This window comes from Aquabacterium humicola, from assembly GCF_030167915.1.
Lineage (GTDB): Bacteria > Pseudomonadota > Gammaproteobacteria > Burkholderiales > Burkholderiaceae_C > Pseudaquabacterium > Pseudaquabacterium humicola.
On record NZ_JARGNB010000007.1, the window covers coordinates 168,484 to 183,440 of the forward strand.

Consider the following 14,957-nt stretch of genomic DNA (forward strand, 5'->3'; position numbering starts at 1 on the left):
GCTTCCAAGGTCAGGGGGCGGCCGAGGCCACCGGCGTGCCGGTGGCTTTCGGCGCCAGGGGTCCTGCGGGCGCGGCCGGCCAGGCGGCGATCGCGTCGCGCACCTCGGCCACCGACAGCATCTCGGACAACAGGCGCGGCGTCGCCTCGCCCGGCCCGTACAACGCATACACCGGCACGCCGCTGCGGCCGAGCTCGCTCAGCGCCGCGGTGATGCGCGCGTCGCGACGCGTCCAGTCGGCGCGCATCAGCAGCACGTTGCGGCGTTCGAAGTCGGCCATCACCTCGCGCTGCGCGAGCACGACGCGCTTGTTGAACTGGCAGGTCACGCACCACGCGGCGGTGAAGTCGACGAACACCGGCCGGCCGGCGTCGCGCGCTTCGCGCAGCGCTTCGGCGCTCCAGGGCTGCCAGGCCGAAGCGCTGGCCGATGCCGGCACGGCAGACGCCTGCAGCGACGCATCGGCACGCAGCAGCCACGGCGCGGCCCAGCTCGACACCAGCAGCAGCAGCGCCGCGGCGCCCCCCCGCCAGGCCCACCGGCGCGCGCCACCCCGGCTGGCCTTGAAGACCCACGCGACGAAGGCCAGCAGCACCAGCACCGCCAGCAGCGCCGCGGCGCCGTCCACGCCCACCTGCTGGCCCAGCACCCACAGCAGCCAGACGACGGTGCCGTACATCGGGAAGGCCATCGCCGACCTGAAGTGCGCCATCCACGGTCCCGGACGCGGCAGCCACGCGGTCAGGCGCGGCACGGCCGTCAGCAGCAGGTAGGGCGTGGCCATGCCGGCGCCCAAGGTGGCGAACAGGGCCAGCGCGATGCCGGTCGGCTGCGTCAGCGCGACGCCCAGCGCCGCCCCCATGAACGGCGCCGTGCAGGGCGACGCGATCAGCGTCGCCAGCACGCCGGTCAGCGCGTGGTCGGCCAGCGGCTTGCGCGCGTGCATGGTGCAGGCGCTGTTCGGCGCGAACTTGCCGAACTCGAACAGGCCCGACAAGTTCAGCCCGAGCATCGTGAACAGCACCGCCAGCCCGGTGACGAAACCCGGGGACTGCAGCTGGAAGCCCCAGCCCAGGCCCGCGCCGGCGGCACGCAGCATCAGCAGCAGCGCAGCCAGCACGACGAAGGAGGCGATCACGCCGGCGCTGTACGCCAGGCCGCCGGCAAGCAGCTGGCCGCGATGGCCGGCATCCCGCGTGAAGCCGAGCACTTTGAGCGATAGCACCGGGAAGACGCAGGGCATCAGGTTGAGCAGCAGGCCGCCGGCGAAGGCCAGCAGCCACGCCAGCCCGAGCGACGTGCCGCCGGCTTCCGAAGCGGTCGCGGGCGACGGCACACGCGCGGTGTCGGCCGGCGGCACGGCGGGTGACGCCGGCGCGGTGGCTTCGGCCGCCGGCGTTGCGGCGCCCGGCGCCGGCCAGGCGCCTGCGACCTTCAGCCCCAGCTGCACCGCGTCGTCCGAGCCGGGCCGGGCCAGCACCGCGTCCAGCACCGCCGGGCTCGCGCTGCGCTGCGCCGACAGCGGCACGCGCAGCAGCAGCCGCTCGCCCTGCCAGCGCTGCTCGATGCGCGCGGCATGCTCGATCACGCCGGCATCGCCGGCGAAGTAGTCGACCGGCTGGCCGCGCCAGGCGGCAGGCAGGCCGCCGATGTCCAGAGCGAGCGTGGCACCGTCGATGCGCGCCTGCGAGCCGGTCGCCGCCAGCATCTTCGGCTGTGCCTTGTGCGCGGCCTCGAACAGCGCACCATGCACCGCGGTGGCCGCCTGCACCGGCAGCTGCAGCCGGAACTCGCCCGATTCGGGAATGCAGACCTCCTTGCAGACCAGCCAGTCGGCGCGCAGGTCGATGGTCAGGTTCGCGCCCGCCGGGGCCTGCGTCACCTGCACCGGCACCGGCAGCAGCAGCCGGCCTTCGAAACCGTAGTTCACCAGCGGACCGACCGGCAGGCGGTGGGGCCGCGGCCACTGGATCTCCCCGGCCACCAGGCCCGCCGGCAGCTGCCAGGCGAGTGTCGTCGGCAGGCCGGAGTCGCCGGGGTTGCGCCAATAGGTGTGCCAATGCGGCTGGTGCTCGATCAGCAGGCCCAGCTGCAAGGGCTTGCCGGGTGCCACGCCCTCGGGCGCGTGCGCCACGAGCTCGGCGCGCACCTGGTCGGTCCGCACCACGGCCCCGGGCGCCGCGAGCGCCGGCGCGCACACGACCGCCACGCCGGCGGCCCCGAGCAGGGCCGCAGCCCGTCGCCACAACAGATCGATTTGCATGCAGGACGGATTTTGAAGCCCCCGGGGGTCGGCACCGGGCCGGAAGAACCCCACGAACTCCAAGGGATTGAAAGCCCGCCACCCGCCGGGCCGCGCAGCATACGGGCCCGTCGATTGCCGTTCCGACCCCAACCATGGCCTTGATGCACTACAAACCCGGGCAGGCGATGCCGGTCGCGCCGCTCGGTACCCAGCTGGCGCTGGTGACCACGCACGCGCTGCTGAAGACACCGTCGCTGGAGCTGATCCGCCTGGTGATGCGCGCCGGCGACGTGCTGCCGCCGCACCAGGTGCGCGGCGAGTTGACGCTGCAGTGCATCGAGGGGGAGGTCGAGGTGACGATGGACGGCAAGGTCTGCCTGCTGCGCGCGCACGAGCTGCTGCTGATGTCGCCGAGCGTGCAGCACGGGCTGCGAGCGAACATCGACAGCTCGCTGCTGCTGACGATCCAGCTGCCGCCAGGCACGCCGGGCAGCGCGTCGTCCACCGGCTGAGCCCGCGGGCTGGGCCGGCCCCGGCCCGATCCGGGCCTTGGCAGCGGTCAAGGCGGGCGTCTCGGCGCGCGCCTATGCTGGGCGTTCCGCGCCACGTTCCCGACGACACCATGGCCCACCCCGACCCCGCCACCGCCCCCGCCGTGCCGCCGACATCGACGCCCGCGCTGCCGCCGCAGCCGATCAGCGAGGAGGTGCTGCGAGAGAAGTACGCCAAGGGCGACGAGCGCAGCATCGACGACGTGCGGCGCCGCGTCGCGCGCGCGTTGGCCGAAGCCGAAGCGCCGGCCGTGCGCGCCGACTGGGAGGCGCGCTTCCTCGACGCGCTGCGCGCCGGCTTCGTGCCGGCCGGCCGCATCAATTCGGCCGCGGGAACGCCGCTGACCGCCACGCTGATCAACTGCTTCGTGCAGCCGGTGGGCGACGCGATTTCCGGTGACGACGAAGGCCACCCGGGCATCTACACCGCGCTGGCCGAGGCGGCGGAAACGATGCGCCGCGGCGGCGGCGTCGGCTACGACTTCTCGCGCATCCGGCCGCGCGGCGCGTGGGTGCGCACGATGCAGTCGCAGGCCTCGGGGCCGGTGTCGTACATGCGCATCTTCGACCGCTCCTGCGAGACGGTGGAATCCGCCGGCGCGCGCCGCGGCGCGCAGATGGGCGTGCTGCGCTGCGACCATCCGGACATCGAGGAGTTCATCCACGCGAAGGACCGCGGCGACCTGACGAACTTCAACCTCTCGGTCGGCGTCACCGATGCGTTCATGCAGGCCGTGCGCGATCACCGCGAGATCGAGCTCGTGCACCGCGCCGAGCCGTCGCCGGCGCAGCAGGCCGCCGGCGTGGTGCAGCGCGCGGACGGGCTTTGGGTCTACCGCCGCCTGCCCGCGCGCGCGCTGTGGGACCAGGTGATGCGCTCGACCTACGACCATGCCGAGCCGGGCGTGCTGTTCCTCGACCGCATCAACCTCGACAACAACCTGTCGTATTGCGAGGCGATCAGCTCGACCAATCCATGCGGTGAGCAGCCACTTCCTCCCTACGGTTGCTGCTGTCTCGGCTCCATCGACCTGACGCGCTTCGTGCGCAAGGCCTTCGAGGCCGACGCGTCGTTCGACGACACCGGCTTCGCACAACTGGTGCGCACGGCGGTGCGCATGCTCGACAACGTGCTCGACGTCAGCTACTGGCCGCTGCCGCAGCAGATCGACGAAGCGCGCAGCAAGCGGCGCGTCGGCCTGGGATTCACCGGCCTGGGCGACGCGCTGGTGATGCTGAACCTGCACTACGGCCGCGACGACGGGCGTGCGATGGCGCGCCGCATTGCCGAGACGATGCGCGACGCGGCCTACGACGCGTCGATCGCGCTGGCCGAAGAGCGCGGCGCGTTCGCGCTGTTCAACGCCGACCTGCTGCTCTCGCGCGGCACCTTCGCATCGCGCCTGCCGGGGCCGCTGAAGGAGCGCATCCGTCGCCACGGCCTGCGCAACTCGCACCTGCTGGCCATTGCCCCGACCGGCACCATCAGCCTGGCCTTCGCCGACAACGCCAGCAACGGCATCGAGCCGGCCTACGCCTGGCGCTATACGCGCCGCAAGCGCGAAGCGGACGGCCGTTGGCGCGAGATCGCCGTGGAAGACCACGCATGGCGGCTGTACCGGCACCTGAAGGGCGCCGATGCGCCGCTGACGCCGGCCTTCGTCGGCGCGCTGGAGCTGTCGGCCGGCGAGCACCTGGCGATGGTCGAGGCGGTGGCGCCCTTCATCGACACGGCGATCTCGAAGACCGTCAACGTGCCGGCCGACTATCCGTACGAGGACTTCCAGCACCTCTACCTGCAGGCCTGGCAGGCGGGGCTGAAGGGCTTGTCGACCTACCGGCCGAACGCCGTGCTCGGCGCGGTACTGAGCGCGCCGGCCACGCCGACCCCGGCGACGGCACCGGTGGTCGCGGCCGAGGTGGCCCCGGCCGACCGCCGCCTGGCGCTGACGCACGCACCGCAGCCGGTGCTGGCATCCCTGCGCTGGCCGGGCCGGCCGAACTTCCCCGGCGGCAATCCATCGTGGACCTACATGCTGCGCCATCCGCACGGCGAGTTCGCGCTCTTCGTCGGCGAGCATGACGACGGCGGCGGCGCGCGGCCGTTCGAGGTGTGGGTCAACGGCGCCGAGCAGCCGCGCGGGCTGGGTGCGCTGGCCAAGACGCTGTCGATGGACCTGCGCACGAAGGATGCGGCCTGGGTGCAGGCCAAGCTCGACGCGCTGGCCACGGTGCAGGAGGAACGCGCCTTCGAGATGCCCTTCCCGCCGCACGGCGATCCGCGGCCCTTCCCCGGCGTGGTCGCCGCCACCGCGGCGCTGATCCGCTGGCGCTGCGAGCAGCTGGGCCTGTGGCGCGACGCCGACGCCAAGGCCGCCACCCCGGTGATCGACGCGATGTTCAGCCGCGACGAACCGCAGACCGGCCCCGACGGCACGCTGGCCTGGTCGGTCGACGTGCACAACCCCGCCAGCGGCGAGGCGCTGACCTTGATGCTGAAGGAAGTGCTGCTGCCCACAGGCCAGGAAGGCCCCGGCAGCCCCGACGGCGCGACGATCACCCGCCCCTGCGCGATCGCCTTCTCGGGCAACTATCCGAAGGCGCTCGACGGGCTGGCGCGCATCCTGTCGCTCGACATGCGCGTGCTCGACCCGGCGTGGATCGGCATGAAACTGCGCAAGCTGCTGAGTTATGCCGAGCCGCTGGGCCACTTCATGGCCTTCGTGCCCGGACTGCCACCCGGCGAGCGCCGCCAGCGCACCTGGCCGTCGACGGTGGCCTATCTGGCGCGGCTGATCATCCACCGCTATTCGATGCTCGGCCTGCTGGACGAAGACGGCTTCCCGCTGCGGCAGATGGGCATCCTCCAGGCGCCGGAATCGGCGCGCGTCTTGCCGGATGCGGCGGTGGTCGAGGCGAATGGCGAACGCTGCCCGGAATGCGGTAATGCGGCGTTGATTCGGCGGGATGGGTGCGAGTTCTGTACGGCTTGTGGGTATGTGGGGGCGTGCGGGTGAATGGGGCCGGCGCAAGCCGAAGATGCCTTCGCAGCGACCGCGAGACAGCCGTCAATTGACATTCGCAGCATTGGCTCCGCGAACCAGCGCCAGGATGCGATTCAGCAGATCGCCTTCGAGCGGCCGACCCTCGAGGATCTCCAGGACCTGCCGGCCCCGGAGGATCTCCGGCAAGGCGTGCATGTCGACGCCGAGGCGGACGGTGAACAGGGCGCCACGCCGACGCTCGACGATGCGGCGATAGAACGCGGTCCACTCTTCCCGGACCCATCCGGACAGCAGCGCCTGCGGCGTGGCCACCACCAGCATGGCGCGGGTGGACTTGATAGCGGCGTACAGCGCTTCGGCCCAGCCGAGACTGCCGACGTGCTCGTCGAGATCGCGACCGGAGACGAAGACGCGCAGCCCACGCGACGCCAACTGGTCCTCCAGACTGCTGACGAACGCCGCGTCCGCGCTCGAGTGGGAGACGAACAGATCCCACCGTTCATCCTCGACCTCGGTGTGGCCACGTTCGTAGACAAAGAAGCGCCCCAGCAGCGTGCGCAGTCTCTGCTTGAACGAGTCGTCGGGCAGGCGCTCTACAGCCTGCGTCAATTCGATGCGCACTTCGGCACCGAGTCGGGCAACGTAGGGCTGCAGCAACAGCAGCAGTTCGGCACGCTCGCGCGCGTCGACAACGCAAGCGGCCGCCGAAATCCCGGCCTTGGACGCGCTCTCGCGCAGCGCGGCTTCATCGGCGAGGCCCCCTACGGTCAACAGGGCGCGGCACCGCAGCGCGTCGTTCTCGAAAGCCGCCGAAAGGCCGAAGAGCTCGTTGGCAATCGCAGCGCGCTCCGAACGATCGAGCGCGTCGACCGAGGCGAGTAGATCGAAGCGCACCCGCGGATCCGTCACCGCCGCGGCCCGATCGCGCACGTCGCGCTGCGCCTGCGCAGCGCGCTCGCTCCAGCGTGATGCCAGGCGCGCCAACGCCAGTGCCGCAGCATCGCTGGTCGGCATGGCCTGCGCCGCGCGGAACGCCGCTTCGAGCGCATCCCCGTCGAGCCCCGGCGCCAGGGCCAACAAGGCCGCCGCGCGCTTGCGCGGCGGCGCCGCCAGTACATCGGCGACAAGGGCGCGTTGCGCCCGCTGCGTGCGGTCTGCCGATCGTCGCAACGCGACCTCGATGCGCAGCGCCGGATCGCGCATGGCCGCACCGATCGCTCGCAGTTCGCGCTCCAACACCGGTGGCAGGTCGAGAGGCAATTCCATCAAGGCAGCGGCACGCAGCCGCTCCCGCGTGATCGAAGTGACGATTGCGACAACCCGTGACCGAGCCGATGCCGGAAGCTTGCGCAAGAAATCCGGACGCATCTGCTGCATGGCACTGAACAGCGTGCGGACGCGCCAGACCGGATCGCGCAGGGCTGCCACCGCATCGAGCACGGCGTCGATGGTCTTGGCGTCGGCATAGAACGCCATTCCGACGAGCGCTTCGGCGCGCGCCGACGCGCCCCGCGTTCGCGCCAATGCGGCCAGCGCCTGGCGCACGTTCACGGGCGGGATCTCGGCAGCACTTACCACCGCGGGTTCGAGGTCGCTGGTGCCGGGATCGTGCATACGAGCGAGGCGGGTGCGCTGGTGTACTTGCGCTTGCGGGGGCATCCTAACGAGTCATGGGGGGACGGCACAGGGGCTATGGCCCTGCTTCGCGGCAACGCCAAGACGCTTGCCGTGTCAACCCGGCGCGAGCATGATGGTCGACCACCCCGCGTCGGCCAAGCGCCTTGAACAGCACCGTGAACTGGCCTAGCGCCCAGCGCCGCACAACTCCGCTCGTCACGTCACGGCGCACGGTTGCGGTCGCACTGGCCGGTGTGGCGCTCGAGTGTTTCGCGGCTGCGCCGGCAAAACGCACGGCCCCCGCCCGAATCACCTTCCTTGGCGCTGTCGCGCCGCCCCCCTCGCCACCCCCGCAATCACCTTGGGGCGCGTTCTTCCGCGAGCTGAGCGCTCGTGGCTGGATCAATGGCCGCAACCTCAAGATGGAAGTGCGGCTCGAGAGCGATGCCGACTCGATAGCGCGTGTGTCGGCGGATGTCGTGGCGAGTCGCCCGGACGTGATCGTGGCCGATACGTCCAGCGCGATCCTTGCGCTGCGGGCGCTGACAACAACCATCCCGATCGTGATGCATCTCGTCGGGCCTCCGGTCGAACTGGGCTTGGTGGCGTCGCTGCCGCGGCCCGGCGGGAATGTGACCGGTTCGGCCGATTTTGTGCTGCCGATGGTGGCCAAGCATCTCGAGTTGCTGCGCGAAGTTGTCCCTGGCCTGCGCCGCCTTGGCATGCTGTGGACGCAGCGCAATCCCGCCGTCAGCCTCGTGCACGCCGAACTCCTGCGGCTCGCGGCCGAGGCGGGGATCCAGTTCACGTCACTGCCGCTCGCACGCTCCGCAGACCTTGCGGAATCCCTTCGGACATCACGCGAGGCTCAGGTCCAGGCGCTGTACATCCACCCGTTCCGTGTCCCGGACGAGGCATACGCCTGGGCCAGAGAACACAAGATGCCGACCCTCGGATCGGCGCGCAGGGGCGCGCTGCTGAGCTATTTCGCGGAGCACATCGAACAGTACGAGACGAGTGCCCGCTACGTCGCGCTGATCCTCGACGGCAAGTCGCCCGCCGACCTGCCGGTGGTATTGCCACGGCACTTTCGCCTGGTCGTCAACCTGCGCACGCACCGCGCGATCGGAATCGAACTGCCGGGGAGCTTCAGGATGCGCGTCGACGAGTTCCTCGAAGGGTGAGGCAGTGGGTCCGAGTGCCCGCAGCGTCGGCCAGCAGCCGCGCGCTCCCGCAGCGATTCGATCGAGACTTTGGCAGCGTCCACGCCATGCTTGGCGGCAGCCTGCCAATGGCTGCGAAGGTCGAGATCTTCCGGCCGCAGGCGCGCTTCGATGTTGTCGCCGAACCGCTGCTGGAATTCCAGCATCGGGCCGCCGGAGCCGACCAGGATCAGGCGCTCGACACGGTCGGGGTGTGCAGCGGCATAGGCCATCGCCAGCACGAGGCGGCCGGCGCCATGGCGCGTGCGCTGCGGCCTCAACCTGTCGGACCCAGCGGGTCCGCTTCGGCGTATTCGGTCCAGCAGCGTTCCGGTGGCCTTGTACCAGCAGATCGCGTCGTGCGCGCTGACCACCGCCAGCTTGATCTGCTCGGTCGCCGCCGGGTCGGCCAGCGCGGCCCACTTGGCGCTGTCGCCGGCCTGCTCGAGCTCGACGATGGCCTCGCGCTGGTCCGGGGCGGACTCCCCTTCGATCAGGGGTCGCGTCTTCGCGAACTTGCGCCGGAACTCGGCGACCACCGCCGCCAGAACCGGACTCGCCGCGCCCCCGGTTTCCAGCACGGCCTCGGCGGCCGTCAATCGTTGATCGAGCTGGGTGCAGACCTGGTTTGCAATGGCGGTGCTCATGGTGCTCTTCCCGTCAATGGAGAACATTCGACGTGCTTGTCGCGAGAGGACTCGCGGCGATCGGGCCTTCGCGCCGCCACACCTTAGGCCATCGCCACCGGCAGTCAAGACTGGCGTCTTCACCTTGGTTTCCGTCCTGGGCGACTCGACCTGGCCCCACCGCCGCGTCACGGCCTCCCGACAGCACCGATCAAGCCTTCCGATCTGCAGGTCCCTCTGCCCCGGCCGATAAGCAGGACGACACCGCCCACCGGAGCGTCCCCGCCCATGAACGCCGCCCTCAACCGCCGCCTGCTGGCCGTCTTCGGCCTGATCATCGCCTTCGTCGCCGCCGCCGGTGCCGTCGCGGCCTGGTTCACCTGGAAGGCGCAGCACGATTTCCAGGCGCTCTACGCCAATACCCTCGGCTCCGGCGAGCTCGGCAAGGCCGACAGCGCGCTGTGGCAGCTGCGCTACTCGCTGGCGATGGCCGCGCAGGCCGATGCGGTGGCGGTGCGCAAGGCCGCCGATGCCGAAGCCGGCACCTTCAAGGCGCTCAACGATGCGCTCGACCGCTACGGCGCCACCGGCCGCGGTGCCGACGAGGCGCAGGGCCTGGCCGCGCTGCGCGACGCGGTGCAGCGCTACGCGCAGGTGCGGCCGGCCTGGTTCAAGCTGCGGCTCGACGGCCAGGACGACGAAGCGCGCGCCTATCGCGCAAAGCACACGACACCAACCGGCGCTGCGCTGGTCAAAGCGATCGAGGCGCAGATCGATCTGCAGAACCGCGCCGCCGCGGCCGCGCACACGCAGCTGGATGCGCAGGCGTCGCGCGTGCGCCTGGGGGTCATCGCGGCCAGCCTGGTCGCGCTGTCGGTGGCCGGCGTGCTGGCCGGCTGGATCATCCGCGTGCTGACCGAACCGGTCGCGCACGCCACTGCGCTGGCCCACCGCATTGCGCAGGGCCACCTGAGCAATCACGTGGCGGCGGGCAGCGGCCCGCTGCGCGGGCTGCTCGACGCGCTGGCGCAGATGCAGGCCAGCCTTGCCGGCACGGTGGCCGCGGTGCGCGGCAATGCCGACCAGGTGGCCGATGCCGGCAGCGCGATCGCCGGGCGCAACCACGAGCTGTCGGTCCGCACCGAGCAGCAGGCCTCGGCGCTGGCGCAGACGGCCTCGGCGATGGAACAGCTGGGCGCCACGGTGCGCCTGAACGCCGACCATGCCGCGCAGGCCAGCCAGCTGGCGCGCGGTGCGTCCGATGTCGCGGCGCAGGGCGGCGCGGTGGTGGCACAGGTGGTCGACACGATGAAAGGCATCCACGACAGCGCGCGCCGCATCGGCGACATCATTTCGGTGATCGACGGCATCGCCTTCCAGACCAACATCCTCGCGCTGAATGCCGCGGTGGAGGCCGCGCGCGCCGGCGAGCAGGGCCGCGGCTTCGCGGTGGTCGCGGGCGAAGTGCGCTCGCTGGCGCAGCGCTCCGCCGCGGCCGCGCGCGAGGTCAAGCAGCTGATCACCGCCAGCGTCGAGCGCACGGAGCAGGGCAGCGCACTGGTCGACCAGGCCGGCGCGACGATGCAGGACGTGGTGCGCGCGATCCGCCGCGTCACCGACGTCGTCGCCGAGATCAGCCAGGCCAGCGCCGAACAGAGCTCGGGCGTCGCGCAGGTGGGCGATGCGGTCGGGCAGATGGACCGCACGACGCAGCAGAACGCCGCCCTGGTCCAGCAGAGCGCGACGGCCGCCACCGAGCTGCAGGACCAAGCCAAGCAGCTGGTGCAGGCAGTGGCTGTGTTCCAGCTCGGCGCCACGGCGGCGCGCTAGGCAAGGGGCTGTCGCGGCGCGGCCGACAGGCAAAGCCGCGCGAATGAATCGCGAAAAACTATCGATTGGACGCTGGCGGTCGCGGCACCAATACTCCGGTCCATCAAGCAGCCCGTGAACCTGCGCGGCTGCAGAGGCTCAGACCGGAGACAAAGCCATGTCGATCAACCGCCGTACCCTCGTCGCCCTTGCCGGCGCCGCCACCTTCCTCGGCGCTGGGGGCGGTGCCTTCGCGCAGGCCTGGCCCACGAAGCCGATCCGCGTGATCGTGCCCTTCCCGCCGGGCGGCGGCACCGACATCATTGCCCGCGAGGTGACGCAGAAGGTCGCCGGCTCGACCGGCTGGACCTTCGTGATCGAGAACAAGCCGGGCGCCGGCGGCAACCTCGGCGTCGACGCGGTCGCCAAGTCGCCGGCCGACGGCTACACCATCGTGCTGGGCCAGACCAGCAACCTGGCGATCAACCCGACGCTGTACGCGAAGATGCCGTACGACTCGCAGAAGGACCTGGCGCCGATCGTGCGCGTGGCCGATGCGCCGCTGGTGATGGTCACCGCCACCACATCGCCCTACAAGACGCTGGCCGACGCGATCGGCGCTGCGAAGGCCAAGCCCGGCGCGGTGAACTTCGCGTCGCCCGGCAACGGCACCGTCGCGCACCTGACGAGCGAGCTGTTCCAGAAGGCCGCCGGCATCAAGACGCAGCACGTGCCGTACAAGGGCGCCGCGCAGGCGCTGACCGATGTGATCAGCGGCACCGTCGAGCTCTATATGTCGTCGGTGCCGACGCTGCTGGGCCAGATCAAGCAAGGCAAGCTGCGCCCGCTGGCGGTGACCTCGGCCAAGCGCGTCGACGACCTGCCGAACGTGCCGACGATCAACGAATCCGGCTTCAAGGGCTTCGACGCCGTCACCTGGTTCGGCTTCCTCGCGCCGGCCGGCACGCCGAAGGACGTGATCACGAAGCTCAACGCCGAATTCAACAAGGCCCTGCAGCAGCCTGACCTGCGCAAGAAGCTCGGCGACGAGGGCGCGGACGCGGTCGGCGGCACGCCGGAGCAGTTCGCCGCGCTGATCAAGGAAGAGATCCCGCGCTGGGGCAAGGTCGTCAAGGACTCCGGCGCGCGCATCGACTGATCGGTCGCTTCAGCCCCTGACCCCCCGGCGCCGCACGCGCGCCCTCCCCTTCCAGTTCACGCCGCCGGCCGCGCCGGCCACCAGGAGATTCCCATGAGTCGAGCCGCCGCATTGCCGGACGTCATCCGCGACATCGAACGTGTCGACGTGGACACGGTCCACGCCGCCTCCGCCTACCCTTCGTCGATCCTCGCCGACGTGGCCGGCCGCCGCGGCGCGCTGAGCGGCCGCATCGCGCCGCTGGCGCCGTCGATGCGCTTCGCCGGCCCGGCGATCACCGTCGAAGTGCGCCCCGGGGACAACTTGATGATCCATGCCGCGCTGGCGATCGCCCAACCGGGCGACGTGATCCTCGTCGATGGCAAGGGCGACCTCAGCAGCGCGCTGATGGGCGAGATCATGAGCCAGCAGGCGGTGGCGCTCGGCATCGCGGCCGTCGTCATCGACGGCGCGGTGCGCGACAGCGAGGCGATCCGCGCGCTCGGCTTCCCGATGTACGCCGCGGGCCTCAATCCGAACGGCCCGACCAAGTTCGTGCCCGGCCGCGTCAACCACCCGATCTCGATCGGCGGTGTCACGGTGAACCCGGGCGACCTGGTCGTCGGCGATGCCGACGGCGTCACGGTGATCGAGCGCGACAAGGCCGCCGCGATGCTGCCGCTGGCGGCCGAGAAGGTGGCCGCGGAAACGAAGCGCATCGCCGACATCCAGAGCAAGAAGGCGCTGCGGCCGGGCTGGCTCGACGGTGCGCTGCGCGCGGCCGGCGTGCTGAAGGAAGGGGAATCGCTGTGAGCGCGGAGAAGCCGGTCTTCCTGGTCACCGCCGCCGACCTCGCACCGCAGGCGCTGGCGCTGCTCGGCGACTACACGGTGGTCTACGCCGGCAAGACGCCGACCGAGGAGGACATCGTCGCGCTGTGCCGCGCGCACGACCCGGTGGCGATCATCGTGCGCTACAGCAAGGTCGGTGCCGCCGCGATGGACGCGGCGCCGAGCCTGAAGGTGATCTCCAAGCACGGCAGCGGGACCGACACGATCGACAAGGCCGCCGCCGCCGCGCGTGACATCGAGGTCGTCGCCGCCGTCGGCGCGAATGCCGCGGCGGTCGCCGAGCAGGCGCTCGCGCTGCTGCTGGCCTGCGCGAAATCGGTGGTGCCCCTGAACCAGCGCATGCATGCCGGCCACTGGGACAAGGCGACGCACAAGAGCATCGAGCTCGAGGGCCGCACGATCGGCCTGGTCGGCCTCGGCGCGATCGGCCTGCGCTTCGCGAAGATGGCCGATGCGATGGGCATGCGCGTGCTCGGCTTCGACCCGTACGCGAAGAACCTGCCCGCGTATGTCCAGCCGGTGGACCTGGCGACGATCTGGCGCGAAGCCGATGCGATCTCGCTGCATTGCCCGCTGACGGCCGACAACGCCAGGCTGCTGAACGCGCAGACGCTGGCGGCCTGCAAGAAAGGCGTGCTGATCGTCAACACCGCGCGCGGCGGACTGATCGACGAGACCGCGCTGCTATCGTCCATCCAGAGCGGCCAGGTCGCCGCCGCCGGCCTCGACAGCTTCGCGGTCGAGCCGATGACCGCGCCGCATCCGTTCCATGGCGAAGCCCGCATCACGCTGAGCCCGCACATCGGCGGTGTCACCGCCGACGCCTACGTGAAGATGGGCATGGCCGCAGCGCAGAACGCGCTGGCGGTGCTGCATCGCTGAGGCCCGACGGCTTCGTCGGCCGTCGCGCGTATGGCCCATACCGACCATCCTGGAGATGAGCATGCACTTCTTGCCGTTGCGCCGCCTGACCGTCCTGCTGTGCTTCGCCGCCGCCACGCTGTCGGCCCATGCCGCCTGGCCCGAGAAGCCGGTGAAGATCGTCGTGCCCTACCCGCCGGGCGGCTCGGTGGACGTGGTCACGCGCAAGATGGCCGCCAAGCTGCAGGAGCAGACGGGCCAGACCTTCTTCGTCGAGAACAAGCCCGGCGCCACCGGCACGATCGGCGTCTCGCAGGTGGTGCAGGCGCCGGCCGACGGCTACACGCTGGTCGCCAACGACACCACCTACGCGCTGCTGCCGCACATCTTCAAGAAGCTGCCGTTCGACCATGCGAACGGGCTGCGGCCGGTCGCGGCCTTCGTCTTCGCGCCGATGAGCGTCGTCGTGAAGGCCGAATCGCGCTTCAAGACGCTGGGCGACCTGCTCAACGCGGCCAAGGCCGAGCCGGAGAAGGTGACGTACGGCACCGGCGGCGCCGGCACGACGCCGCACTTCGTCAGCGAAGCGCTGGGCATCGCCGCGGGCGCGAAGTTCCTGCACGTGCCGTTCAAGGGCGCCGGCGAAGCGACGCTGGGCATGCTGTCGGGCACGATCGACTTCCAGGTGGCGTCGACGCCGGGCGTGATGGGCCAGGTCAAGGGCGGCAAGGCGCGCATCCTGGGCGTCAGCGGCAGCAAGCGCCTGGCCGCGCTGCCGGACGTGCCGACGTTCGCCGAGGCGGGCCTGAAGAACTTCGGCCTGATCAACTTCACCGGGCTGTGGGCCCCGGCCGGCACGCCGCCCGCCGTCACCGACCGGCTGCAGAAGGAGATCGCCGCGGCGATGGCCTCGGCCGAGATGAAGGCCTTTGCCGAGAGCATCGCGTCGGAGCCCGGCTACTGGGATGCCGCGACCTTCGCGAAGGACCTCGCCGAGCGCACCGTCACCTGGGGCAAGATCGCGGCGAACACGGCGTTCGAACGGCAGTAAG

Annotated in this window: 10 protein-coding genes; 8 read left to right on the top strand and 2 right to left on the bottom strand. The window is 71.0% G+C overall.

Annotation, left to right across the window (positions count from 1 at the left end):
* Positions 1–10: 10 nt before the first annotated feature.
* Positions 11–2,263 carry a protein-disulfide reductase DsbD family protein gene (locus tag P1K89_RS25990; protein WP_284619445.1) on the bottom strand — a complete coding sequence of 751 codons (2,253 nt, stop codon included), beginning with the start codon at positions 2,261–2,263 and terminating at the stop codon, positions 11–13.
* A 134-nt stretch (positions 2,264–2,397) separates the two neighbouring features.
* Between P1K89_RS25990 and P1K89_RS25995 the strand changes: the two genes are divergently transcribed.
* A complete protein-coding gene (locus P1K89_RS25995) occupies positions 2,398–2,757 on the top strand; it encodes a cupin domain-containing protein (protein WP_284619446.1) in 360 nt (119 codons plus the stop codon).
* Between the two features lie 110 nt (positions 2,758–2,867).
* Entirely contained in the window at positions 2,868–5,813 is a 2,946-nt protein-coding gene (locus P1K89_RS26000; protein WP_284619447.1) for an adenosylcobalamin-dependent ribonucleoside-diphosphate reductase, read from the top strand.
* Between the two features lie 51 nt (positions 5,814–5,864).
* On the opposite strand, the gene P1K89_RS26005 is transcribed toward P1K89_RS26000, so the two are convergent.
* Entirely contained in the window at positions 5,865–7,415 is a 1,551-nt protein-coding gene (locus P1K89_RS26005; RefSeq protein ID WP_284619448.1) for a toll/interleukin-1 receptor domain-containing protein, read from the bottom strand.
* A gap of 167 nt (positions 7,416–7,582) precedes the next feature.
* On the opposite strand from P1K89_RS26005, the gene P1K89_RS26010 reads away from it, so the two are divergent.
* The 6 genes from P1K89_RS26010 (at position 7,583) to P1K89_RS26035 (ending at position 14,956) form a co-directional block, all read left to right on the top strand.
* Entirely contained in the window at positions 7,583–8,602 is a 1,020-nt protein-coding gene (locus P1K89_RS26010) for an ABC transporter substrate-binding protein (RefSeq protein ID WP_284619449.1), read from the top strand.
* A gap of 932 nt (positions 8,603–9,534) precedes the next feature.
* On the top strand, positions 9,535–11,076 hold the full coding sequence (locus tag P1K89_RS26015; protein ID WP_284619450.1) for a methyl-accepting chemotaxis protein: 1,542 nt from the start codon (positions 9,535–9,537) through the stop codon (positions 11,074–11,076).
* Positions 11,077–11,233: 157 nt separating this feature from the next.
* Positions 11,234–12,214 carry a Bug family tripartite tricarboxylate transporter substrate binding protein gene (locus P1K89_RS26020; RefSeq protein WP_284619451.1) on the top strand — a complete coding sequence of 327 codons (981 nt, stop codon included), beginning with the start codon at positions 11,234–11,236 and terminating at the stop codon, positions 12,212–12,214.
* Between the two features lie 93 nt (positions 12,215–12,307).
* Complete coding sequence (locus tag P1K89_RS26025) at positions 12,308–13,006, top strand: RraA family protein (protein WP_284619452.1); 699 nt, start codon at positions 12,308–12,310, stop codon at positions 13,004–13,006.
* The gene (locus P1K89_RS26030) at positions 13,003–13,926 is read left to right on the top strand and encodes an NAD(P)-dependent oxidoreductase (RefSeq protein WP_284619453.1); all 924 of its coding nucleotides are present in this window, start codon (positions 13,003–13,005) and stop codon (positions 13,924–13,926) included. Before P1K89_RS26025 ends, P1K89_RS26030 begins: the two co-directional genes overlap by 4 nt.
* A 61-nt stretch (positions 13,927–13,987) precedes the next feature.
* Positions 13,988–14,956: a tripartite tricarboxylate transporter substrate binding protein gene (locus tag P1K89_RS26035; RefSeq protein ID WP_284619454.1), complete on the top strand. Its 969-nt coding sequence runs from the start codon at positions 13,988–13,990 to the stop codon at positions 14,954–14,956.
* Position 14,957 lies beyond the last annotated feature (1 nt).